General features: G+C 71.4%; 14 protein-coding genes and 1 tRNA gene. 7 read left to right on the top strand and 8 right to left on the bottom strand.

Annotated features, from left to right (window positions below; genetic code table 11):
- Positions 1 to 31: 31 nt before the first annotated feature.
- Positions 32 to 118, bottom strand: a tRNA-Ser gene (locus tag AC060K_RS15885).
- A gap of 187 nt (positions 119 to 305) precedes the next feature.
- Between AC060K_RS15885 and AC060K_RS15880 the strand changes: the two genes are divergently transcribed.
- Entirely contained in the window at positions 306 to 1,715 is a 1,410-nt protein-coding gene (locus AC060K_RS15880; protein ID WP_483766376.1) for a glycoside hydrolase family 43 protein, read from the top strand.
- A gap of 155 nt (positions 1,716 to 1,870) precedes the next feature.
- Here AC060K_RS15880 and AC060K_RS15875 read toward each other — a convergent pair whose 3' ends face one another.
- The gene (locus AC060K_RS15875; RefSeq protein ID WP_483766375.1) at positions 1,871 to 3,604 is read right to left on the bottom strand and encodes a glycosyl hydrolase family 18 protein; all 1,734 of its coding nucleotides are present in this window, start codon (positions 3,602 to 3,604) and stop codon (positions 1,871 to 1,873) included.
- A gap of 264 nt (positions 3,605 to 3,868) precedes the next feature.
- Here AC060K_RS15875 and AC060K_RS15870 point away from each other — a divergent pair, with 264 nt between their 5' ends.
- Positions 3,869 to 4,690 carry a DUF3800 domain-containing protein gene (locus AC060K_RS15870; protein ID WP_483766374.1) on the top strand — a complete coding sequence of 274 codons (822 nt, stop codon included), beginning with the start codon at positions 3,869 to 3,871 and terminating at the stop codon, positions 4,688 to 4,690.
- 88 nt (positions 4,691 to 4,778) lie between these two features.
- Here AC060K_RS15870 and AC060K_RS15865 read toward each other — a convergent pair whose 3' ends face one another.
- The 4 genes from AC060K_RS15865 to AC060K_RS15850 form a co-directional block, all read right to left on the bottom strand.
- Positions 4,779 to 14,783, bottom strand: coding sequence for a hypothetical protein (locus AC060K_RS15865; protein WP_483766373.1), 10,005 nt, complete (start codon positions 14,781 to 14,783; stop codon positions 4,779 to 4,781).
- 272 nt (positions 14,784 to 15,055) lie between these two features.
- Positions 15,056 to 15,424, bottom strand: coding sequence for a DALR anticodon-binding domain-containing protein (locus AC060K_RS15860; protein WP_483766450.1), 369 nt, complete (start codon positions 15,422 to 15,424; stop codon positions 15,056 to 15,058).
- A 36-nt stretch (positions 15,425 to 15,460) separates the two neighbouring features.
- Complete coding sequence (locus AC060K_RS15855) at positions 15,461 to 15,820, bottom strand: signal peptidase I (protein ID WP_483766372.1); 360 nt, start codon at positions 15,818 to 15,820, stop codon at positions 15,461 to 15,463.
- Positions 15,821 to 17,581, bottom strand: coding sequence for a helix-turn-helix domain-containing protein (locus AC060K_RS15850; RefSeq protein WP_483766371.1), 1,761 nt, complete (start codon positions 17,579 to 17,581; stop codon positions 15,821 to 15,823).
- Between AC060K_RS15850 and AC060K_RS15845 the strand changes: the two genes are divergently transcribed.
- From AC060K_RS15845 to AC060K_RS15830, 4 genes are read left to right on the top strand one after another with little or no spacing between them, the layout of a single operon-like run.
- A complete protein-coding gene (locus tag AC060K_RS15845; protein WP_483766370.1) occupies positions 17,580 to 17,711 on the top strand; it encodes a hypothetical protein in 132 nt (43 codons plus the stop codon). The genes AC060K_RS15850 and AC060K_RS15845 overlap by 2 nt on opposite strands.
- 60 nt (positions 17,712 to 17,771) lie before the next feature.
- Positions 17,772 to 19,610, top strand: coding sequence for an albusnodin/ikarugamycin family macrolactam cyclase (locus AC060K_RS15840; RefSeq protein WP_483766369.1), 1,839 nt, complete (start codon positions 17,772 to 17,774; stop codon positions 19,608 to 19,610).
- Positions 19,607 to 20,320 (top strand): lasso peptide biosynthesis B2 protein, encoded by a 714-nt coding sequence (locus tag AC060K_RS15835; protein WP_483766368.1) that lies wholly within the window; start codon positions 19,607 to 19,609, stop codon positions 20,318 to 20,320. Before AC060K_RS15840 ends, AC060K_RS15835 begins: the two co-directional genes overlap by 4 nt.
- The gene (locus AC060K_RS15830; protein WP_483766367.1) at positions 20,317 to 20,919 is read left to right on the top strand and encodes a GNAT family N-acetyltransferase; all 603 of its coding nucleotides are present in this window, start codon (positions 20,317 to 20,319) and stop codon (positions 20,917 to 20,919) included. The genes AC060K_RS15835 and AC060K_RS15830 overlap by 4 nt, the downstream gene beginning before the upstream one ends.
- Here the strand turns inward: AC060K_RS15830 and fxlM are convergent.
- Positions 20,891 to 22,171, bottom strand: a complete 1,281-nt coding sequence (gene fxlM, locus AC060K_RS15825; protein ID WP_483766366.1) for a methyltransferase, FxLD system — start codon at positions 22,169 to 22,171, stop codon at positions 20,891 to 20,893. The genes AC060K_RS15830 and fxlM overlap by 29 nt on opposite strands.
- 484 nt (positions 22,172 to 22,655) lie before the next feature.
- Here fxlM and AC060K_RS15820 point away from each other — a divergent pair, with 484 nt between their 5' ends.
- The gene (locus AC060K_RS15820) at positions 22,656 to 23,333 is read left to right on the top strand and encodes a hypothetical protein (protein ID WP_483766365.1); all 678 of its coding nucleotides are present in this window, start codon (positions 22,656 to 22,658) and stop codon (positions 23,331 to 23,333) included.
- Between the two features lie 7 nt (positions 23,334 to 23,340).
- Here AC060K_RS15820 and AC060K_RS15815 read toward each other — a convergent pair whose 3' ends face one another.
- Positions 23,341 to 23,979 carry a hypothetical protein gene (locus AC060K_RS15815; RefSeq protein ID WP_483766364.1) on the bottom strand — a complete coding sequence of 213 codons (639 nt, stop codon included), beginning with the start codon at positions 23,977 to 23,979 and terminating at the stop codon, positions 23,341 to 23,343.
- Positions 23,980 to 24,111: the final 132 nt, after the last annotated feature.

Raw genomic sequence — 24,111 nt, 5'->3', positions numbered from 1 at the left:
GCTGGTCAGGGGCTCTTACGCTTACAGAAGGCGGTAGCGGTGAGATTCGAACTCACGGTGGACTTTCACCCACACACGCTTTCGAGGCGTGCTCCTTAGGCCACTCGGACACGCTACCTCGCCCGGGTTGACCGGGCCGTAGAAGGATACCTGGTCCCGGGCCCGAACACCGAATCGTCCCCTTGACCGCCCGGGACGCGGCTGGCTAACCTCATGTCGTCCACGGTTTACAACGTTGTACAGATCGGGACACAGGTCGATGACGACACCGGCGCCACGCGCCGTGGATCGAGAGGAAACACCCCATGAGCCGTTCCCGTCCCCCCGTCCGGATCGCGGCAGCCGCGCTGACCAGCCTTCTCCTGGTCGCGCCAGCGGTGTCGGCGGCCGGCGCCACGACCACCGCGACCACCTCAGCCGGAAGCCCCACAGCCGCGAGCACCAGCACCGCCCCCGGCGGCATCAGCATCACCGGCGAGACCTCGCCCGTCCACGACCCGGCCCTCATCGTCGACGACGAGGACGGCACCTGGTACGTCTACTCCACCGGCCTGGTGAACCGCGAGAACGGCGGCACCATCCAAATCTGGGCGTCCGAGGACGAGGGCACCACCTGGGCCTACGAGGGCACGGTCTGGGACCAGATCCCGGCGTGGATCGACGAGCACTTCGCCGACGGCGACCTGCCCGGCAACCTGTGGGCGCCGGAGATCTACGAGCACGACGGCACGTACTACCTCTACTACTCGGCGAGCCGCTTCGGCACCAACAACTCGCTGACGGCTCTCGCCACGAACACCACCCTGAACCCCGACGACCCCGACTACGAGTGGGTCGACCAGGGCGCGGTCATCACGTCGCCCAACCCGATCGAGAACAACAAGACGTTCAACGCGATCGACGCCGGCATCGTCGAGGACGCCGACGGCACGCCCTACATGGCGATCGGCTCGTTCTGGTACGGCATCTTCATGGTCGAGCTCGAGTGGCCCAGCGGCAAGCTCGCCCCGAACGCCCTCGCGAACGCGAAGCACGTCGTCGACCGCTTCATGCCGGGCAACCCCGTCGAGGCGCCGTTCGTCTACGAGCACGACGGCTGGTACTACATGTTCGTCTCGTTCAACTTCTGCTGCCGCGGCGGCGACAGCACCTACCAGGTGGCTGTGGGCCGCTCACGCAGCGTCACCGGCCCGTTCCTCGACATGGCCGGCCGCGACATGTTCGGTGGCGGCGGCACGGTGATCCTCGAGCAGCACGGCGCGATGGTGGGCCCGGGCGGGCAGTCCGTGCACGACGGCGTCCTCGCCTTCCACTACTACGACGCCCTCAACGAGGCGATCCCCTACTTCCCGACCCTCGGCCTGCACCGCCTCGGCTGGGAGGACGGCTGGCCCGTCGTCGACCAGACGGTCGGCGCGGCCACCATCGCGAGCAGCCCGCAGGACAGCACCGTCCGCCCGGGCCGGGTCGCCACCTTCTCGGCCACGGCCGAGGGCACGCCGCGCCCGCTCGTGCTCTGGGAGACCTCGGCCGACGACGGCGCCACCTGGCAGCCCGCCGACGGCAAGGTCAGCGTCGACGGCACGACGTCGACCCTCAGCCTGGGCCGCGTGAACCCGACCCACGACGGTCTCCTGGTCCGCACGACCGCCACCAACGCGCACGGCCGCGAGACGAGCGAGCCGGCCGAGCTGACGGTCCAGCGCCGCCCGTGACCGGGCACCGCCGGTGACTCACGCAGCACCCGCCTGAACGGCAGAACGTCGGATGATCGGCAGCCCGAGCTGCCGATCATCCGACGTTCTGCCGATCACGGGCCAGTGGGGCACCGGATCACGGGCCCGCAGGGCACCGCATCACGCGCGCCAGGTCACACGCAGGGCGCTCCCGCGTCCCACGCGCCCGTCACGTCGTCGCCGGGCCGCGACCCGACCGTGTACCACATGGCCGTGTAGCTGACCCCGGCCCGCGAGACCACGGCACCCTTGCGGTAGACCGTGTCAGCGGACCACGCCGGAGCGCACTCCTCAGCCGCGGGTGCGGGCGTCACGGTCCCGGTCGGAGCCCAGGGGCCAGCGGCCTCGCCCGGCTCCTGGTTCCGCGTCCACCACTTGGCCTTGTACTCCACGCCGTCGAACGTCACCACGTCACCGCGGGTGTATACCCCGGTCGCGTACCACGGGTTCGCCCCGCCCTCAGCGACGAGCGGTCCCGGCGTCGCAGCCCGGAGCGTGTCGGTCAGCGCGTTGCCGAGCTCGTTCTCGTAGTCACCGGACAGGTCCCAGAAGAACGCGCCGCCGAACCCGTTGACGGCCACGAACTCGGCCTTGTCGGTCACCGAGCGGGGCGTGTCGAGGCTCCACCACTCGTCGCCGTCCCAGCGGTAGCCGGCCATGGCGGTCTCGTCGTAGAACTCCTCGCCCACGTCACGCAGCAGGTTGTAGTTGCGCGTCCCGACGGCGGCACCGGCCGCGGCGCCCGGCGTCGGGTCCGTGACCCCGCTCCAGCCCTGGCCGTACGCGGCGATGCCCAGGTTGATCTGGTCGCCCCGGTACCCGGCGGCGCGGTACGCGCCGAGCAGGTCGTCGGCGGCGAGGCCCCAGTTGGCCCAGGTGCCCGGGGTGTCCGGCCACTCGTACTTGTGCAGGTTGCCCTGGTGGCCCGTCCGGTTCGACACCCAGGTGCCGTGGTAGTCGTAGCCCTGGACGTTGAGGAAGTCGACCACCGCGGACAGCCGGGGGTCCACCCAGCCGCCGTTGGTGCGCGGCGCCCAGCCGGCGGGCGCGAAGCCCGTGATCAGGTAGTCCTCGCCAGTCTCCGCCTCGACGGCGTCGAGCTCGGCGCGCAGCAGCTCCATGAACGCGAGGAAGTTCGCCTTGTCCTCGGCAGGCCGGGGCGAGGGGTGCTCGCCGTCGGCTCCCGGCCACTCCCAGTCGATGTCGATGCCGTCGAAGATGCCGGCCGCGGCGCCCTCGCCGCCCTGCGCCCCGTACACCGGCAGGTTGCCGCGGATGTACAGGTCCACGCACGACTCGACGAGGCGGGCCCGGTTCTCCGGCGTCGACACCGCGTCGGAGAAGTTGTCCGACCAGGTCCAGCCGCCCAGCGAGATGAGCACCTGCAGGTCGGGCGCCACCTCCTTCAGCTTGCGGAGCTGGTTGAAGTTGCCCGCGAGCACCTGGTCGGCCGTGTCGGCCACGCCGTCCACGGAGTCCTCGGCGGAGACCAGGTGCAGGTAGTCGGCAGACGGGTCGCCCTCGATGCCCTCGGGGCCTGTGGTGTCGGCGATGTCGCACACCAGGTCGGTGGTGACGTTGCCGAACGCGTAGTTGAGGTGCGTCAGGTCCTCGACGGTCCCCGTGCGGACCAGGTCGGACACCTGGTAGTCGTTCGACTGGGGGGCCCAGCCGGGGAAGTAGCCCACGGCCTTGTAGCCGTTGATGCCGTCGGCACCCTGGGTGACGGTGCCCGACGGCGCCTCGGGGGCCTTCTGCGGGGAGGCCGCGGTCGCGCTCAGCGCGGCCGGGCCGAGGGTGAGTGCCGCCGCGATGCTTGCGGCGGCCGCGACGCGACGTCTCGTGGTGCTGGGATGGTGGTGGCGCATGGGGGCTCCTTGCGAACGGCCTGTGCCGGACCTCGATGTCGACCGGACGTCTTTGTCCGAGTTGGGACGACCGTAGCGGCCGCACGCGAATAACGCCAGAGTCCTTCCGAATTTCCTCCGGAAGGACTCACCGATGGCGGTCGCCGCTCCCCGTGGGTAAGGTGTGACCCGGTAGCGACTCCTGAGACACGGAACACGCGCCACTCCGAAGAACCCACGCACTCGTGCGTGGGTTCTTGCGTTGACAGGATGGGAGGGGGCCCCATGCTGATCGCTTACCTGGATGAGTTCGGCCATGTCGGGCCCTACATCGAGCACGGGCACCCGAAGTTCGGGCAGCACCCGATCTTCGGCTATGCCGGCTTCGTCCTGCCGGCACAGAACGCGCGCTACCTCGGCGCCGAGTTCAAGCGCGTCAAGACCACGCTGTTCAAGACCGAGATCGAGAGTTCGAAGGCGCCTGCCCAATGGGAGCGCAAAGGCTCCGAGTACTTCAGCACAGGCAGCATCAGGAGCCGTCCCGAGCAGGTCCGAGCCTTCAACGGACTCCTCCGACGCCTCGACTCTTACGACGGCAAACTCTTCTACTACGGCGACGAGAAGGCGCGCGGCACCCTCAAGCAGACCGGTCGTGACTCGGCGACCATCATGAGCGATGCCCTTCGAGAGACGATCAATCGCTTGTGCCGGCACGCTGAGAGCGCGGGCAACGACCTCCTGATCCTCGCGGACGCGTTCACCGACAAGAGCCGACAAGAGTTGGCCGCCAAGATGTATGCCCACATCTACTCCCGGCCGAAGCCCGAGATGAAGCGAGTGATCGAAGCTCCCCTGCACATCGAGAGCAAGCTCAACTCTGGCATCCAGTTCGCCGACTGGATCTGCGGCCTCATCAGTCGGGCCTCACACTTCCAGATGGTCGAGGAATCCGAGTTCGAGTGGTCCGGTCGCACGTTCCGGTCCGCTGTCCACGGTCGACTCACGTACGAGTCGAAGCTCCACCTTCTCGAACGCCCTGACCTGCACAACAGCGAGATCTTCAGCACGCAACCGCGGCACCGCTCACCGGCCCGCGTCGGGCCTTGACCCTGCTGACCCGTACCACGGCCCCGTCGTCCGGCAGAGACCGAACGACGGGGCCGCTTCTGCAGGCCGCGCCCGAAGGTGATCAGGGCTACGGCACCGCGCACGCCGCCGGGTCGTCGAAGTGCCCCGGCGTGGTCGGGAACGCCTTGCCGGTCCCGTGCTGCCCGTTGTCCGACGGCTCCACCACGGCCACCTCGACGAACGCCGAGCTGCCCGGGGTGGTGACGTCGTCCGCGTCCCGGCCCGCGCCGGCCGCGTAGGCCACCGCCCGCAGGAAGGACTTCATCGACGGGCTGTGCTGCCGGATGTCGTTCCAACCTCCGTACGCCGCGTTGCAGTGCGAGTAGAGGTTGAAGGCGCCGTTCCAGTCGATGAGGCGGTCGTCGTGGTCGCTCGGACCGTTGGCCGTCTCGTTGCCCTGCATCACGTCACGGTCCCAGCCGCCGTAGATCCAGTCGGTGCCGTGGTGGTGCTGGTCGTTCGCCGGGTCGGCGTCGTCCGTGTCCGTCATGGCGAACCAGACGCACGGGTCTACCACCGTCCCCGGCACCTCGGCGGGCGCCCCGGAGACCGCGCAGGTGGTTCCCGGCACGTCGGCCGAGCCCCGCGGGTTCCAGTCGAGGATGTCGGCCCCGAGCACGGAGTCCGTGCCGGCCCCCGCCACCGACGAGCCGCCGAACACGAGGTCGAGGTGCTCGTCCTGAGCCCCCCGGTCGGGTGCTCCGTCGGCCAGGCCGCGCCCGCCCCAGACCACGTCGGACCCGGTGCCGCCGAACAGGAAGTCGCCTCCGCTGTCGCCGTTGGCGAGGTCGGCCCCCGCGCCGCCGAAGACCACGTCGTGGTCGTCGCCGCCGCGGATGCGGTCGTTCCCGCCCACCCGGAGGCCCGGGTACGGCATGGGCTGGGCGTCGGTGTCGACCCAGGCCCGGTCCTCGACGTCGGACAGCAGGTCCACCCGCCGGTCCAGCGTCCCGGGCCGCAGGCCCGTGTACGACTCCTGCGGGGTGCCGCTCACCGAGGTGGTGAACGTGCCTTCCGCGGCGGAGTCGATCCACTGGCCGACGACGCCGCCCCGGTCGCCCAGGATCGTGTCCTCGCCGCCCTCGCCCGACAGCGTGTCGTCGCCGAGCTCACCGGTCAGGTCGTCGTTGCCGGCGCCGCCGGTCATGGTGTCGTCGCCGTCCTGGCCCCAGAGCCGGTCGTCGCCGTCTCCGCCGGAGACGGTGTCGCCGCCCCACGCGCCCGCGGGCTCGCAGGTGGTCCGGTCGGGAACCTGCGCGCAGAACCTCGTGGTGCCGTCCTGCCCGGCCGGGACCTTGCCCGGGTCGTGCAGCCGCACCGCGAACAGGCGGGCCGGGTAGGCCGGGTCGGCCACGTTCACCGGGTAGCGGTCCGGCTCGACGCGGTCGGACCAGAGCCCGCCCGCCTCGACCGGGTCGCGGAGGAGCGTGCCGTCGTCGCCGAGGGCCACGTCCGACTCGCCGTCGCCCGCGATGCGGTCGCCCGCGTCGCGGAACCCGGCCAGCGAAGCCCCGCCGATCAGGTCGTCCTGACCGTGCGGGCCCATCTCGGCCTCGGGCGCCGCAGCGCCCGGCCACGTCGCCACCGGGAGCGGCACCTCGACCACGCCCGACGCCGGCTCCCCCGCCTCGGTCAGCGTGAGGACCGGGGCGTCGCCGTAGATCACGTCGCCGGCACCGTCACCCTCCGCGTAGTCGTCGTCCGGGCCGCCCGTGATCGCGTCCCGGGCGTCCTGGCCCCACAGGGCGTCGACGCCGTCGCCGCCCAGCAGGTAGTCGCCGCCGCCGAGCTCCGCGGTGAGGTCGTAGAGCACCACCCCGCGCTGCCGTACGAGCGTGCCGTCCGTCGAGCTCCGTTCGAGCACCGACGTGGTCGCTCCGGCGCCACGGAGGATCGCTCCGTCGTCGCCGATCGCCGCGTCGTCGCCCGAGCCGCCGAAGACGTAGTCGCCCGCGTCCGGCTGGCCCGTCGACGCCGTGCTGCCCGTACCGGGCTCGCTCGACGCAGGCGCCGCGGCCGGGGTGGTCGATCCGCCGACGAGGTCGTCGTCGCCGGTGCCACCCTCGATCCAGTCGGTGCCGGGTCCGCCCTCGGCCGCGTCGTCGGCGTCGCCGCCCTGGACGCGGTCGTCGCCGGCCTGGCCGAGCAGCACGTCCTCGCCCGCCTCGCCCTGGACGAGGTCACCCCCGGCGTCGGCCCCCGGGCCCTCGGCGGGCCCGGCGTCGCCGCCCAGGTCGAGGAGGCGCAGCACGCGCGGGGCCTGGTCGGCCCGTTCGCGTCCCGCGAGCAGCGGGGTGACCGACGGCGGAGCGCCCGCCGCCACCGTGACCACCGCGTTGTCGCCGAGCGCGATGTCGCCCTCGGTACCACCGCGCACCACGTCGCCCTGGTCGGGCTGACCGTCGGTGCCCGGCCCACCGGGGACCGTGGTCCCCAGCGGGGTGACGGAGCCGCCCACGAGGTCGTCGCGCCCGGCGTCGCCGGTCACGGTGTCCGAGCCGCGGCCGCCGACGGCGAGGTCGTCGCCGTCGCCGCCCGCGACCTCGGGGTCGTCGCCGCCCTGCGCGAACAGGGCGTCGTCGGCCGGACCGCCGCGGAGCACGTCCGGGCCGGAGGTCCCGGCCGGGGGTGCTGCCTCGGTGTCGAGCTCGACCACCGTGTGCGCCGCCGTGGCGCGGCCCGTCAGGACCGGCGTCCCGGCGGGGTCGACGGACGTCGGCACCACCGAGGCGTTGTCGCCGAGCTGGACGTCCGCGCCCTCGCCGCCCTCGACGACGTCGTCCGCGTCGGGGGCGGAGAGGAAGGACCCGCCCACGAGCTCGTCGGCACCGCCCTGGCCCAGCACCACGTCCGGCGTGCCGAGCGGGTTGGGCCCGCCCTCGAGGTGGTCGGCGTCGTCGGCCCCCACGAGGAGGTCCGAACCGATCCCGCCGAACCCGAGGTCGGCGCCCGCGGCCCCGTAGAGCTGGTCGGCGCCGCCCGCCGTGTCCGGGCCGGTCAGGTCGAACGGCCGGTACCCGAGCGGAGCATCCGCGTCGGCCGCGCCGTTGTCGCCGATCAGGGTGTCGGTACCCGCGTCGCCGTAGAGGGCGTCACCGGTGTCGGGGCGGCCCTCGGCGCGCGTGCCGCCCACGAGCAGGTCGGCCTCGGCCCCGCCGAACAGCGAGTCCGCGCCGTCGTTGCCCTCGGCCACGTCGGCGTGCTCACCGGCGTAGACCACGTCGGCCCCAGCGTTGCCGAAGACCTCGTCGGTGCCGCCGTCGCCGTAGAGGGTGTCGACGTCGCCGCCGCCCCAGAGGTCGTCCGCGCCGTCACCGCCCCGCACCACGTCGTTGCCGCCCTGACCGCAGCCGCGGTCGTCGGCCTCGGCGAGCGTCGCGCGGTCGTGACCGCCGCCCGCGCGGACCACGTCCACGCCCCGGCCACCGGTGATGGTGTCCTGGCCGTCGGCCGCGCCCGTGTCGGGAGCGATCGGGACGGCGTCGGCGCCGGGGGTGTCCCCGTCGCTGGCGACCGGGTCGCCCGCGGCGCACAGCTCCGCCGGCCGGAAGGCGTCGCCCCAGGCGTCCGCTCCCCCGTCGCCGCCGAGCAGGTGGTCGTTGCCCGCGCCGCCGACCAGCAGGTCGTGCGCCGCCACCTCGCCCGCCGGCAGGTCGTGCCGGTCCAGGCTGCGCTGCGGACCGTAGCCGTCGCCCGGGTTGCTGGGCGCGCCCACGTCGGTGGGCTCGGCGAGCACGTAGTCGTCGTCGGGCCCGCCGAACACCTGGTCGCCGCCGAAGCCTCCCGCGAGGACGTCCTCGCCGGACCCGCCGAACAGGTACGACGACGTCTCCTCGGAGCCGAGCGACGACGACTGCACCAGGTCGACCTTGTCGGACCCGATCACCACGTCGGACCCGGAGCCCGTGTCCACGGTGTTGGGGCCCTCGACGTCGCCGGTTCCGGTGGCGTCCGCCAGGGCCGCGCGCTGCGCGTCCGTGAGCCCGCCGCCCGGCGTGTAGGGCGCGCCACCGAGGTCGAGCAGCCCGCCTGCGGGCGCGATGCCCGGGTAGATGACGTCGGGCCCCGGGCCACCCGTGAGGAGGTCCGGCCCGTCGCCGCCCACCAGGATGTTCGGCTGCGCCGAGCGCTGGTCGCCCTGCTCGCCGACCACGCCCACGCGGTCCTTGCCGCCGTTGCCGAACGCGGTGTTGGCGCCGGTGCCGACGGCCACCGCGTCCTCGTCGTCGCCGGTCAGCGTCCCCGCGGACGGCGAGCCGAGCGCGGTGGCGACGTTCTGGCCGCCCACGCTCACGGTGCTCTCGACCGGCAGGGCAGAGTCGCCCGCCGCGACCGAGTCGCCCTGGCCGGTGGTCACGCGGTCCTTGCCGGGCCCGCCTGCCACACGGGCGGGGCGGCCGGGCGCGTTGGAGGCCGTGACCACGTCGTCACCCTCGCGGGCGTCGACGTACGCGGGACCCTCGTCCGTCTTGATCTCGTCGGGACCGGTGGAGCCCACCACGACCACGGGCGTGCGGAAGCCCGCCCGCAGGTCCGGGTTCTCGCGGTCCGAGTCACCGAGGAAGGTGAGGTGGAACGGCGTGGCCGTCCCGCCGCCGTCGACCACCACCGTGGTGACCGCGCCCTCGAACTCCCGGACGATGCCCAGGCCCTCGACGGCGTAGCCCGTGACAGGCCGGTCGCCCTCGGTGCCGGCGTGGTGGTCGTGACGCTCGTACACCTTGAACACCTCGGGCTTGTCACCCGACGGCGCCCACGAGCCGCCGCGCAGGCCGCCCGCCTTGCCGAGGTAGACGACGAGCACGCCGTCCTTGACCTCGGCGAGCTTGGGCGGCTCCGGCTCGCAGTCCGGCTCGGCCGTGAAGTCGAGGATCGTCACCTTGGCGATCGTCACGTCGAACGACACCGAGAAGATGCTGATGCCGATGGTGACGCCGAGCTCGAGGAACAGGTAGAGCCTGCCCTCGGTCCGGAAGAGGCAGATCGGGCTGATCTTGGCCTGCGCGCCGAACTCGCTGAAGCGGAACTTGCCGTCGTCGTTCGGGTCGTTCCAGAAGAAGGCGACAGTGAGCCCGAAGCCGCCTCTCACGTCGACCCGGATGATGACGATGTTGAGCGACAGGCCCGCCGCGATCTCGCCGTAGAACTCGAGGACGGGGATGGACCTGCCCTCCAGGTCGGTGGTCGCGAGGTAGAGGCCCTCGAAGATGTGCAGCGCGGAGCTCGCGCCGCCACCCTCGCGGGCGGCCTGGATGGCCTGGCGGAACCCGAACGTGTCGAACCCGAGGATGAGGCGGGCCTTGACGCCGGCCGCGCCCGACAGCGTGATGAAGATGGGCGGCGGCGCGTACACCGGGCCGAACGACTGCTCGAAGGAGAACCCGAGCTCGAGCGTGCCGGTGTCGAACCGGACGATCTCCACGTCGCCGTTGAGCAGCAGGTTGGCCAGCTGCTCCGGCTGCTCCAGGAGCGTGAACGTGAAGCCGAACCGGCCCTTGTCGGTGGTCTCGCTGACGCTGTCAGGGCCGAGCAGGCCCTTCACCTCGGCGGCGGTGGACCCGTCAGGCACAGCGGCCTCGGTGAAGCCGCCCTTCAGGTTCTGGACCTGGTCGGGTGTCGCCGCAGTGGTCTTCGCCTGGGCGCCGTTCACCACCAGGTCGCCGATGGGCAGCGGGATCCCGTCGCCCGCGGCGACGGCCTGCACCGCCTGGTCCACCTTCTGGATGGTCTGCACCACGCCGACCACCGTGTCGATCATCTGCGTGTCGGTGCCACCCGTGAGCGTGTTGTACGCCTTGGCGATGCTCAGCAGCGTCACCGGGTCACCGCCCGCCATGGTCGACAGGTCGGTCAGCACGGGGATGGGCGCCGACAGCGTCTCGATGATGGGCCGCAGCGGGTCCAGGACCCGGTTGACCTCGTCGACCGCGGGCTTGATCTGCGAGTCGAGGAAGCTGCCGAGGTCCAGGCTGATGTTGCGGAACGCGATGGTCGGGTCCGTGGACACGTCCGGGTTGGGGTCACCGAACGTGGGCGACGCCCCCGCCCCGGCGTCCGCCGACCAGGCCAGCTCGAAGTCCGTGGCGATGCCGGGCAGGGTCTGCCCGTTGACCGACGGCGCCGCGGTCAGGTGCCAGTCGATGTCCACGTCGAACTCGGCGCCCACGTGGACCACGTCGCCCGGGGAGGAGACGAGCGCGTCGAGCCGCACGCCCTCGACCGGTGCGCCCGCCACGTCGAGCGGCTCGCCCACGAGGTCCACCGAGAAGGAGCCCGAGAGCTCCTCGGCGGCCGGGTCGTTCTTCTCGACGTCGACCTGGAGGATGGCCAGCTCGGCGGTGAGGTCGTCACCGCCGTCGACGGCGTCGAGTGCGACCGCCGCGCCGACGTACGCCTCCGGGCGGCCGGGGTCGTCCTCCGTGGCGCCCTCGTTGCCCGTGAGGACCACGACGCCGGCCGTCTTGTCGAGCGCGATCTCGATGCCGAACCCGTAGTCCAGCGAGGCCCGCAGGCCGCCGCCCGGGGAGTCGGCGCACGCGACCGGGTCCTGCGCGCCCTGCACGGTGGAGGCGCGGAGCGCCAGGCCCGGGATGCCCAGGTCGAGCGGCACCACCTGGCACAGCTCGGGGTCGCCGTCGGGGCCGTTCGGGTCGAACTCCCAGTCCACGACGATCGCCTCGATGGCGAGCGGGTTGGACGCGCCACAGTCGGAGACCTGCACCGGGGCGCCCGGGTCGGCCGGCGCGGCCACCGGGGTGGCGGTGCCGTCGTCGGAGAAGGTCGTGGTGCCGGCGGCGACGTCGGCCACCTGCTCCCACGCCCCGCCGTCGACCGACCGGAGCACGAGGTAGCCGCTCGCGCGGCCGTCCGCGTCCCAGGTCACCTCGTTGCGGTTGTCGGCGCTGAGCGTCACCTCGTTGTCCACAGGTTCGCTCGGCGCGGAGTACTGCGTCGGCGTGGCGCCGGTACGGCCCACCACCACGTAGCGGTAGCTCACCAGCGGGTCGCCCGACGGCGCGACGACCACCGCCTGGGCGGCCACCCCCGTGGTGGCCTGGAGCGCGCCGCACTGCTCGGTCAGCGTGGCGCCGAGCGCGGACTCGATCGCCGCCTTGGCGTCGGCATAGGCCTGGCCGGAGAGGTCGCCGAGCCCTTCGAGCGCGGCCCGCGCCTCGGCGACGACGTTCGACGCCTCCACGAGCTGGTCGCCCAGCAGCGGTACCTTGCCGCCGAGACTCGCCGCCTGCAGGCCCTGCTCCACCATCCGCAGGTAGGTGAGGATGCCGGACGGCAGGTTGTTCAGGTCGAACGGCGTCGAGTACAGGAGCTGGGCGAGCGCGTCGGTGTCGGGCAGCGTCACGTCCAGGCCGGTCCAGTCGCCGGTGAGCGTCCCGGGCGACGGCAGGCTCAGCACGAGCGAGTTGCTCGTCGCCGACAGCGGCTGCCCCAGCACGTACACCGGCAGGTCGGCGCAGAGCACGGCGCCGCCCGTGCACGCGTCGGTGCCGGTGACCGCCAGGTCGCCGCCGAGCAGGTCGCCCAGGGCAACGGCGCCGTCCTGCGAGAACGCGGCGGTGAGCCCGACGGCGCCCGTGACCGGGTCTCCCTCGGTGCCGAGCTGGGCCGTGAGGCCGGCGAGCGAGACCGCGAGCGAGCCCTCCAGGGTGGCCTGCGCCGAGGCGGTGATGTCCGGGTCCACGAGGCGGATCGCGTCGGCGCCCGTGGTCCAGGCCGCGGAGCCGAGGGGCACGGCCACGCCGGTCTCGACGTCGACGGCGGCGGAGACGTCCACCTGCCCGTTCGAGGAGGCGCCCACGAGCGGCACCCCGTCCACGTCGAACGCGAGCGTCTCGCTGCGCTCGTACGACCGGGCGAAGTCGACGTCGAGCACCACCGAAGGCTCACCCTCGACCTCGGTGAGGCGTACCGGCAGGTCGGTGCCGAGCGCGGTCTCCAGCGCGGTCACCGTCTCCTGAAGGGTGGTCGGCGGGTTGGTCACCAGGGCATCCACCGCCTGGGAGAGCGCGGTGGACGTGGGCAGGCCGCCACCGTCACCCGCCAGGATCTCGGCCACGCTCGTGCCCGTGAGGGGCAGGCTCGCGTGGGCCGCCTCACCCATGAGCGACGGCGACCGGAGCCCGGCGTCGAGCAGCGCCAGCACGTCGGCGAGCCGGCCCAGCAGGGCGCGCGGCTCGTTGATGTCGACGTCGAGCGCGAGGAGGTCGGCGAGGCCGCCGAGCTGCGGGCTGCACCCGGCGGGCACGTCCTCGATGGCACACGGCGGCACGGACCAGGTGGCCTCGCTCGGGAGGAAGCCGGGCATCCCCGTCACGGCGATGGTGCCGTCCGTCACGGAGGCGGCGATGTTCAGGTCCACGTCGAGGAGCGCGTCTGCGTCGGCGCGCAGCTCCTCGAACACGTCGCTGACGGACCGGTAGTCGCTGCCGCCGACGGTCAGCGACAGCATGGGCTGGGCCACGTCCTGGCGCCCCACGTCGATCTGCCCGCCCACGTCGACCCCGACGAAGCCGACGGAGCCGGAGGCCGCGACGGCCGTCGACACCGGGAAGTCGGCGGTCGCCGTGGCGCCCCGCAGGAGCGTGCGGTCCACGCCGATCGGCGTGACGTCGTAGTGCGTGACGGTGCCGTCGGGGCCTTCCACCGCGAGCGGCGGGTCGTGCTGGACGGGTGCCGACAGGTCGAGCGCGAGCTCGAGCTGCGCGGCGTAGTCCGGGCTGACGGTCGCGACCGCCTCGGCCCCCACCACGTCGCCCACGGACCGGCCCGTGCCGTCCGTCAGCACGTCGCCCAGCTCGACCAGGCCGGGCTTCGCGTCGTTCTCGATGTCCGTGTCCGGGGCTGGGGCCGGTGCGTCGCCGAGCGGCTCGCCGGTGGCCGACCGGGCCAGCGACACGGTGTACGGGAGGCGCTTCGCGACGGCGTCGTACTCCCCGACCTGCACGTCGATGCCCTCGGCCGCCTCGAGCAGGGTGAAGAGCTCCTGCACGCTGGTCCACTCGGGCTGGCCGTCGTTGGGGTCCACCACGCCGGGCTCGACCGGGTCGAGGTTGTCCTCGAGGAACGCGACGATCTGCTCGTTGAGCACGAGGGCGTCGGCGAGCGTGCCCCGCATGAACGGCAGGTCGAGGTTGCCGGTGCCCGGGAGCTGCGCGCGCTGGAACGCCGCGAGCGCCGACTTCACCAGCACCAGGCCCTCCGCGGTGTCGCGCACGCTCATGGTGAGGAAGTCCTGGACCGCGCCGAAGCCGGTGGGCGTCACGGTCAGCGTCGCGGGGTCGGTGAGATCGGTCCAGGAGAACGCGACCTGCGCGGAGACGGGCTGGGCGAGCACGTCGCCCGACGACGTCACGGCGAGCGTGCCGCCTGCGGCGGCGGAGGCGAGCTCGACGGTGGCGAGGCCGGTGGCCGAGCCTGCGGCGGACAGCTCGCCGTCGGCGGGCAGGCCGCCGGGGTCGTCGAACGCGAGGCGACCGTCGCCGTCGGGGTCGCCGAGGCTCCCGGCGTACTGGGCGGTGAGGGTGACCGGCGCGGCCTCGGTGAGGTCCACCCCGAGCAGGCCGACGGACGCGGCGAGCGGTCCGGGGAGCCCGTCGAGCGCGACGCTCGCGGTGATCGCGGGGGCGTCGGGTCCGGAGGCGACGACGTACCGGTGAGGGCTGCCGTCGACGTCGGCGGTGGCGACGGTGAACGCGACGCTCACCGTCACGTCGGTGGTGATCGACCCTGGCTGGGAGGACAGGGGGAACCCCGGCGCGAGCGTCAGGTACGTCGGCGCCGCCTCGGTGACGGCGAGCGTGAACCGGTCGCCGTCCCGCGTCAGGTCGCCGCTCAGGGTGGGATCGGCGCCGGCGAGCAGGGCGCCGGGGGCGACGCCCACCACGGGCAGCGGCTGCGTCAGCACCTCCGAGGCCCCGATCCCGACGGCCCAGGCCGCCACCTGCTCCGCGAAGACGTCGTCCTCGTCGGCGACAGCGGGGGTGGCGACGAGGGCCGTGGCCACGAGTGATGCTGCGGTGGTCGCTCCGACGAGCGATCCGATCCTTCTGGACATGACGACTCCTGTGTCGCGCTGGGCTGACCTCTTACTGGGAGTGAGGCGGGAGCGGCCTGTTCGAGACGCCATGCGTGTGATGAAGGTCACTCACTTCTTCGGAGTGTTTGCCTCTCCACGCCGGACAGCCAACCGCTGGCGCGAAGTTCACCCTCGGGGGGGCGCCCCCTCCGAAAGACGATCCCCGCAACTTCCTGGGCTCAGGGTGTTGCGGGGATCGGCAGAACCGCTCAGGCTTCTGCGGTTCCGGGCCCCTTCTGTGCTCGCCGGGATCAGAGACGTTCGGGTGCCGCGATGCCGAGGAGGTCGAGGCCGGTCGCGAGGGTGCGGCCAGTGAGGTCGCAAAGCGCGAGCCGGTTGGCGCGGACGACGCCGTCGGCTTTGAGGACCGGGCATGCCTCATAGAAGCGGGTGAACGCGGTGGCGACGTCGTAGAGGTAGCCGCACAGCCGGTGCGGTTCCAGCGTCTGTGCGACGTCGCGGAGCGTCACGTCGAACGCGTCGAGGGTGAGCGCGAGGTTCTTCTCGGCAGCGTGTGCCGGGAGCGTGGTGTTCACCTGTCCGACGGCGTTGTTGCCCGCCTTGCGCAGGATGGACTGGACCCGGGCGTGGGCGTACTGGAGGTAGACGCCGGCGTTGATCTCGCTGCGGTGCCGGACGGTCGCCCCACCGGTTGGTCAGCCGATAGAGGGCCAGCGGACGGTGACGACAACGGAGTCGGCCTCTGCCTGCCAGCTGTGGTCGATCCCGGGGCCCCAGACGACGTAGTCGCCCTGGCGTTCCAGAACGGTACTGCTGGTGGTCAGGTCAAGGCGGAATCGTCCGCTGACGAGCAGGAGCAGGGTGGTGCGCTGGTCGTCGGCGGTCCATTCCGGCCGCTGCTGTCCCTCGGGGTGGATGCCCCACTTGATCTCAAGGTCACCGGTCTGGCGCACGGTGGAGCCAGGAGTCTCGGGAGCGATGAAGTGGCCCAGGAGCCATCCGCGATGCTGGTCGGCATCATCGTTCGCGTTCCCGGCGTACCAGTTGTCAGACATTCACAGCTCCAGATCGACGTCAGGCAGATCGACACGCCTGCCGCCGAGGTCGGCCAGCCGGCGAAAGCCTTGGAGGAGTGCGAAGAGGCCTTCGTTGCTCCAGCCTGGGCTGTGGGCGAGTGTATCGAGGAGATTCCGGTCGAGCGTTGAGTATCTGCGCAGTGCGCTGGACTCCCAGTTCGCCTCGATCCGGCCGCCGAACCGTGACCACCACTCGTCGTCGTGGATGACGACGAGGTCGGCGAACTCGTAGTTGCCGTTAACGAGGTTGAAGCCGAATCCGGTGCACTCCATGCGCCAGGTGTCGGGTTGCTCGACAAGCCACGCCATCGGTGCTGAGAGGCGGCTCGGGTGGAAGGGGTCGGCCTGGACGGGGTGGGAGAGGGTTGAGTCGACGTCGGTGCGACCGAAGAGCTCTTCTTCCATCTCGCGCACGAGCGTGGACCCGATCGAGGAATCTTCGGCGTGGTCGACCAAGGGACCGTGGAATGCCTTGGGGACCACCGCCAGGCGACCGTTGGCGTTGAGCACGCGCTGCGACCGTTCCTGGACGAGCAGGACGTAGTCGGCAGGTCGTCGGCGGCTAGCAGGCCGGGCGATCGCGGTCAGGGCCAGTGTCCCGCCTACGCAGAGCCGTGAGCCGACGTTAAGCACGCTGTTCAGGTCGGGGAGGTAGCGATCGCGCAGGGGCAGGAAGCCGCGTGTCGTGGCGTCGTCGCGGGCGATCGCGTCGGTCAGCTCGCCGTCCATGAGGTCGAGCGTGAGCGCGTAGGGCACGAAGTCTGTCGGTGCAACCGTCCCCCGCAAGCCTTCGCGGTCGGCTGTGTACCCGGTCAGGCGGTACAGCGTCCCGTTCACGAGCTGGGTGTCCGATCGCAGGACGTGCGCGAGCCGGGCCACGGCCGCCCGGGCATCGAGCTCGACTCGGTCGGCCACGGCAGCAGAGCGGAGGGTCAGGTCGTCGATGTCGGGGCCGATCGGCTGGGCGAGGTCGAGCCAGTCGGTGGTCGTCAGGATGCTGGTCTGCAGTGGTCCGGTCACGGTACGAGCGCGATAGGGGGTGTGGGTCCCGTCCGTGCCGTAGTACCCGGTCAGTGCTGACGCGACCTGATCCCGGGTCACTGCCGCGGCCCGATCGCCGGATCGTCGGGGTCCGACGTTCATGGCGCCGATCACAAGTCGTCTCGCGCTGCCGCTCGGGTTACCTGTGAGGCGGTCGATCCAGTCGAGTGCACCGCGAAGGTCGGGGTCGGTGTCTAGGCGGTCCAGCGCGGCGAGGTTCTCGATCGGGACTTCGCCGACCGGGATGGGTTCGGCGCTGGCGACGAGCAGCGCGAAGCGTTTCCGGTCGTCGTCGGACGACCTGCTCAGCAGGGTGTCCAGTGCTCGTTGGATCTCTGGGGTGGGGACGACGGTGGGCTCGGCGCTCCACTTGGCCACGGTTCGGACCGCCGTGCCGAGCTCTTCGGCGAACCGTTCGTGCGTCAGGCGTAGCGCACGCCGCAATGTGATCGCGTGCTGGCCGGTCCACTCGGCGACGACGGTCATCCGGCCTCCCTGTCGGCAGAACCCTGGTGCGGCTCCGGTGCACTGCGAGTGCATCGCAGGTGCATGGGACCGCGGGTCTCGTACGGCTTGAATCGACTTGTTCGAAACGGCCGCTCCGGTGGCGCCGGGACCGCCCGGCGTCGTGCAGAACGGCTGGTCACACCCTAGGCGGGCGGGATTCCCTGCCGCCAGACACAGGAAGGAGATCGCCATGGACATCAAGCACCAGCCTGAGACCGCGAGCACCCTCGAGGAGGTCACCGTGATCGGTGACGTCGTGGAGCTGACGCTCGGCGGTTCGCCGGAGGCCGGCACCGAGGACAAGCGGTACGCCTACAAGTGACAGGCCCGGTGGGGCCCGGCGACGGCGGGCCCCACCGCACCACTCGGAGGGAGGAACGCTATGCGCTGGTTCGCCGGATTCCACGGAACGTCACCGGAGCCGAGGCGCCCGCTCGACGGCCAGCAGCTCTGGGCGGTGAGTGACTCGTGCGCCTGGGCGGTCGGCGCCTTCCCGGGCGCAGTCTTGCAAGCGGCATCGACCCCGGTGAGGGACGTCCTGATCATCGGCGCCTGCAGTGCCGGTCGCGATGACCTCGACAGGCTCGCCGCCTCGCGCGATGTCCCAGACGATGTCGTCACCCGCTGGTCGGGCGCGTACGCCGTCGTGGAGCGGACCGCTGCTGCGACGACCATCTGGACCGACCTCGCGAACGCGGTCCCCATCTACGTTCACCAGGCCGATGACGGCGTGTACTGGGCAACCTCTTCCCGGCACCTGGCCAGCCTGACCGTCGGGCGGATCGACCTACCCCGCATCGCGGCAGAGCTCCTCGCACCGGCCGCGACCCTGCTCTCCGCGGACCGGTCGTACTTCGACGACGTCCGCCTGCTCCCGCCCGGTCACCAGGTGCGAATCACCGGCCGGACGGTCCATCGACGCCGGGCCTGGGCTCCCATCGCCAGGCAGACCGACGGCGCCGAGGCTCTACGCAGCGAGCTCGCCAGCGCCGTGCGTTTCCGCGTCACGGGCGCGACGTCTCCGAGCGCCGACCTGTCCGGCGGGCTGGACTCAACCGCACTGACGCTCCTCGCGGCCGAGGCCCTGAGCCCCGACCGGTCGGTCGCAGCGTTCACCATGCACAGGCCGACCCATACGCCGTCAGGTGACCTGCTCTACGCGCTCGAGGCCGCGACACGGCCGGGGATCCTGCACCACCCGCTCCCGATCCCCGCCGACCAGCAGCCCTACGGTCGGCTCGACCAGCTGCCACCCACGGACGAACCCGCACCGTCCGCCAAGGCCTACGCCCGGTTCGCGTTCCAGCTCGACGCCATGCACGACCTCGTGGCGAGCGACGCGCACCTGACCGGCGACGGTGGCGACGCCGTGCTCATGACCCCGCTCGCCTGGATCGGCGACCTGCTCAGCCGAGGCCTCATCGCACGTGCGGTCTCCGAAGCCGTGCGGTTCGCTCGGGTCCGGCAGACGACACCGCGAGCGATCCTCGAGCGCGCGGCCGCCTACGTACGACCCCAGCCCGGCGATGTTCTCAGCGTCCAGGCCCGGATCTGGCGCGGCGAACACGTCTCCGCCCGAGCTTCCCGCACCGCCCGGGAATGGATCGCCCCGGCCCTCACTCCAGCCTGGCTGACCGACGAGACCCGCCGCCTCGCGGCAGATATCGCCGACCAGGCGGCCTATGACGCTCAACCCATCGCGCCGGGGAACGCTGGTCGCCACCTGATCGCGAACGCAGCCGCCGACGTCGGACGGACCGCATTCGCCGACGCGCAACTCGCGGACCACCACGGGATCACCCTGCACAACCCGTTCGTCGACTCCCGCGTCCTCGACGCGTGCCTTTCGATCCCCGCCACCGACATGCCTGGGCCGAGCGAGTACAAGCCCGTCCTCCGATACGCCCTGGCCGGCCTGTACCCGCCATCGCTCAGGGCCAGGACGACCAAGGGCGCCTTCACCTCGGACTACTTCCAAGGCCTGCGCACGAACCTCCCTGCCCTGCTCGACCTCGCCGGTGGCCGGCTTGCCGACCTCGGCCTGGTCGACGCCGCCCGGCTCCGCGGCGTCCTCCGGTCGGCCGCCACGGGAGCCGCCGTCCCCCTCTACACGCTTGACACCGCCCTCGGCATCGAGGCATGGTTCACGGCCCTCGAGTCCGAGCCCGCCCCGTCCTGGTCCGCTCCCATGTCCCGCCCGCAAGGAGCGACGGCCCCGTGAGCCCGGCACGACTCGGCGTCCCCGAGTACCTCCGGGGCGCCCGCTTCGACCACGTCACCCTTGTCGTCGACTACCGCCATGGGACGGTCCATGCCCTGACCGGGCAGACCGCGCACATCTGGGCTGCGACCGCTACCGACGGTGCCGAGACGATCACACCCGCCCATGCCAGGCTGGCCGACGCCGGGCTGCTCACCGAACACGGATCGAGCCGCCCACCCGTGCCCGGCAAGGCCACCGTGCTGTCGTTCGGCGACGAGGAGTACCAAGCGGGGACCACAGAACACCGGCGACGAGTCCCAGCCACCCTCGCCCTGCGAGCAGTCCTGGCGCTCGTCCTCACGCTCACCGTCCGCGGCGCCGGACGCACGCCGGGCACCATGGCCCGCCTCCTCCACCTGGTCGAGCGCATACACCGCACCACACGACGCCCAGCCACCGCCACCGAGGCGACAACGGCGGTGCACGCCGTCCGCGCGGTCGCACGCTGGGTCCCCGTCCGCGTCGCCTGCCTGGAAGAGTCGGTCGCGGCCGTCATCGCGCTCGCCCTCGACCGCGCAAGCGTGACCTGGTGCCATGGCATTGCCACCGACCCCCACAGCCTCCACGCTTGGATCGAGCACGACCGGACCCCTGTCGCGGAGCCACCCTCGACCAGCCGCTTCACCACCCTGCGCACCATCCCCGAACACCACCAGGAGACCGCATGACCGACATCACCGAGCGCGACCTCTGGCTCATCCACGACGGCGTCGGACTCGGCCCGTTGCGCACCGACCTCGCCGAGACCTACTGGCGGTGGGAGAACACCCTGCCCGTCATGGCCGGCTACGGCCGCCAGACCCCCGAGTCCCTCACCGGCCGCACCGACGGCCTGCAGTCCCAGATGCGCTACACCGACGGACAAACCCGCTTCACTGTCTACCGGCAGCACAACGAGACCTGGGCCCCCGTGGGGATGACCTCACTCGTCATCGACCACCGCTACCGCTCCGCCGAGTTCTTCATCTATCTCGGCGACGAAGCACGCGGCCATGGCGTCGGCACGAAAGCCACCACGATGGTCCTCGACTGGGCCTTCCACGTCACCCAATTGCGCAACGTGTACCTGTCCGTCATCGCCAACAACACCGCCGCCGTCCGGGCCTACGAGAAGGCAGGCTTCCGCACCATCGGCACCCGCCGCCAGTCCAACATGTGGCTCGGCCAACCCGCCGACGAGATCCTCATGGACGCCATCCCCGCAGACTTCCCGGGACCCCGCCTCGTCGAGCAAGCCGTCAGCCACGACCGAGACAAGCTCCGATAGCACGACCCCTCACGCTGGCGGCGGCAGGCCGCCGCGAGGCCGTCACCACGAAGACGTGGTCGGTCTTCTCTACGACGAGCAGCGCGTCGTCGTCGGCTACCAGCGCCTCTGACACAGGCCGCGCCTGGATCGAGACCTCGATCCTGCCGCAGGTGTCCCGCGCCCAGGCCGTGACCCGGTCGGCGAGCTGCTGGGCAAGTCGTGCGCCGTCGGGCCCGAAGCCGGCGGCACCGACCTGCAGCATCGGCATCTCGTCCGTGCCGCCCACCTGCCGGGCGGCGAGATAGGCCAGCGACCCGCCGTCGAACGCGCCCCACGCACCCCACGGGTCCTTCCCACGCGGGACCCGACCGGCGGCCACCGCGGCGTCGTCGAGGAAGACCCGGCAGAAGCCGGGCACAGTCGCGACCCAGAAGTCGTGCTCGGGCGTGTAGGCCCACGGCGCCTCCACCTCGGTCCACACCGGTGCGGCCGGGTCGTCCAGGGCACGCAGCAGGGAGGCGTCGACCCGCTGGCAGTCGTCGATCCGCAGCACCAGATCCGGACCCACGCCGAGCGGGACATTCTTCTCCGGCACCGCGCCGACGCCCTTCATCGGGATGAACCCATCCTCGACGACCGAGACGCTCCGCAACCCATCCCCGTCACGCTCGAACGCCACCACCCGGGTCAGGCCACGTAGCCGCAACGGCAGCACGATCCGGCCGCCGGGGGCGAGCTGCTCGACCCACGCCGGGGCGACGTCCCACGCGCCCGCAGTGACCAGGATCCGGTCGAACGGTCCGTGCTCCGCCGAGCCAAGGGTGCCGTCGCCTGTGATCACCGTGAGCGTGCTGGCGCCCCAGGCGGACAGGTGCGCGCGAGCAGCGTCGGCAACCTCGGGATCGAACTCGATCGTCATGACCCGGCCCGCAGGCCCGACGAGGTCCGCAAGCAGCGCCGCGTTGTAGCCGGTCCCGGACCCGACCTCCAGTACCCGGTGCCCCGGCCGCACCTCCGCCTGCTCCAGCATCCGCGCCACCGTTCCCGGGGCAGACGCCGAGCTCGTCGCAACGTGCTGGTCGTCCCGGTGTGTCACCACCGCACCCAGTCCGTATGCCTCCGACAGTGCAGCGTCTGGGACGAACACGTGCCGCGGTACCCGGAGCATCACCTCGCGCACGTCGTCGGCAAGCGGCCACCCGCGCATCGCCTCGAGTCGCGCGAGCATCTGCGCGCGCAGCGGTCCCGTCTCCTGCTTCGATTCGTCCACCCGTCGAGGCTATGGCTCGCGCACACTCACCGTCGCGCCGCAGGAGGAGGTGCTACCGAGATGCGACATCCCGAAGCCGGGCCTACTTCCATCGGGCGCCGGTGATGGCAACCGCGGACCCTTGTGAGCTGGTCCTGCGCCTGGTCGGGGGCAATGTGCACCCCGTCGAACGGAAGCCTCAGCAGTAAGGCCCGCCGACTCGACGACTAGAGTTCTGTCGACGGTGTGACGGCTACCCATAGCGGCGGGCTGCCTCCGGAGGTCGGCTGGGCGATCGTGGACGAGGCGCAGCGCTCCAGCTACGGTTTACCGGGGGTGACACCGTCGCCCTTCGACGCATGTGGTTAGTCGGATGCAATGCGTCCCCCGTGCTGGAGTGCCAGACTCATTTCACGGTTCGAGACGCAGGAGAGTGTCGTCGCGACGACAGGCTTCAACGCGTGCGAGTTCCTGCCCGACGCTGGAGCATCCAAGGAGGTGCGCCGTGGCCCTCTTCGACAGAGAGACGCAGATGGCTGCGCCTGTCGTGCGCTGGCTCCGCGACCAAGGCGGTTCGTGTGTCGCGCACGAGGTCGGTGCAAGCGTTGGCGTGGCAGACCTCGTGGCTGGCGTCGGTCCGCTCAATCGGCTGCGAAACCGGCGTAGGCAAGCCCGCCCGGTGACCGTGTCGTTGCAACTCCAGTTGCTCGAGTTCTGTGCAACGACTCGCACTGAGGACGAGTTGCGCGAATGGGCGCCGATTGGAATGTCGGACCTACGACGCAGCGCGATCCTCCCGCTCGTGCAGGCGGAGATGCTTTCAGAGCGTGAACCCGGTCGGTGGCGCTCAAAGCAATGCCCGTCTGACCCCTTCGACGTGCTCATCGCGGTCGAACTCAAGCTCTCGGACGTGAACCGCGGCGTCGCGCAGGCCTTCAGCTACCGGTCGTTCGCAGAAGCCTCCTACCTAGCCCTCCCAGGTCCTCGCATCAAGGCAGGGACGATGGAAATTGCGCGTAGGCACGGCATCGGACTTCTCGCGGTGTTTCCCGGCCACGTGAACGCGATCGTCGAACCCGCAACAGACTCGACGGCGTTCGCCTGGCGCCGCCGGATGGCAGCCGAGCGGGTACTTGAGGCAAGCCTGGACCGCTCGCGACTCGCTGGAACTGGCCCTCGATAGCACCGGCCTACAGGACCTGGAGCCACGCATCCAAGAACGCGCCGTCCTCACCGGAGCGTTGCAGCGGGAGTTGCTGGTAGAGATCACGCGCCTCAACCACGGACTCCCGCATCCGGGTTAGGCGGGCGTGCTCAGGCGCGGCGGCCAGCGTATCCACCTGGATCTTCATCGCGGCAATGTTGTGCCGGTTCAGCAGGACACGCTGCTGCGTCGTGAGGTCATCCAGCGACGGGTTGGCGGTCACGAGTCCCTGCCCGTAACTCGTGGTCGGGGACAAGCCGCTGCCCGCCGGGAGGCTGAGAAGTTGGACGTATGACGTCAGGTTGATGTGGTTCAGAAGTTGCGGCACGTAAATGCGGTCGAGGCCCGGACCGCCCTGCTGGCTCTCTTCGGGGTGTGCGCTCCCATTCTTCTGGTTTGCGCTCACACCGGTACTCCAACCGGCAGCGCCGAGCGCGAGAAGCAACAGACCGCTGCTTGCCCGCCGACCAGCGATGACCGGAACGCAGGCCTCCGTCATCACTTCGATGAGGTCGCGAAGGCCGCGTAGAACCTCGACATCCCCCATGGGCGCGAACGATGGCTGTGTGGTGTTGACCAGAAGGTAGAGAGCATCGTGTTGCTGCGCCGTGACGGCCGCGAGCATGCGGTCCCTCTCAGTTTGGGAGGTCAGCCAGGTGGAGGCGAGCGAGAGGCCGGTCCAGACGGTCGTCGTACTAGGGCCTGTCCTGTGAATCGCGGAGCCAGAGGATGATGGCTGCGATCGTGAGTTCGGACC

It is taken from the genome of Antribacter sp. NEAU-D49 (assembly GCF_057158775.1).
This window is presented reverse-complemented; position numbering and strand designations above follow the sequence as displayed.

Bases quoted from the DNA above. Each gene is read 5' to 3' on its own strand.
- AC060K_RS15880 (WP_483766376.1), top strand. From the start codon at position 306: ATGAGCCGTTCCCGTCCCCCCGTCCGGATCGCGGCAGCCGCGCTGACC.
- AC060K_RS15875 (WP_483766375.1), bottom strand. From the start codon at position 3,604: ATGCGCCACCACCATCCCAGCACCACGAGACGTCGCGTCGCGGCCGCC.
- AC060K_RS15870 (WP_483766374.1), top strand. From the start codon at position 3,869: ATGCTGATCGCTTACCTGGATGAGTTCGGCCATGTCGGGCCCTACATC.
- AC060K_RS15865 (WP_483766373.1), bottom strand. From the start codon at position 14,783: ATGTCCAGAAGGATCGGATCGCTCGTCGGAGCGACCACCGCAGCATCA.
- AC060K_RS15855 (WP_483766372.1), bottom strand. From the start codon at position 15,820: ATGTCTGACAACTGGTACGCCGGGAACGCGAACGATGATGCCGACCAG.
- AC060K_RS15845 (WP_483766370.1), top strand. From the start codon at position 17,580: ATGGACATCAAGCACCAGCCTGAGACCGCGAGCACCCTCGAGGAGGTC.
- AC060K_RS15850 (WP_483766371.1), bottom strand. From the start codon at position 17,581: ATGGCGATCTCCTTCCTGTGTCTGGCGGCAGGGAATCCCGCCCGCCTA.
- AC060K_RS15840 (WP_483766369.1), top strand. From the start codon at position 17,772: ATGCGCTGGTTCGCCGGATTCCACGGAACGTCACCGGAGCCGAGGCGC.
- AC060K_RS15830 (WP_483766367.1), top strand. From the start codon at position 20,317: ATGACCGACATCACCGAGCGCGACCTCTGGCTCATCCACGACGGCGTC.
- AC060K_RS15815 (WP_483766364.1), bottom strand. From the start codon at position 23,979: ATGCTCGCGGCCGTCACGGCGCAGCAACACGATGCTCTCTACCTTCTG.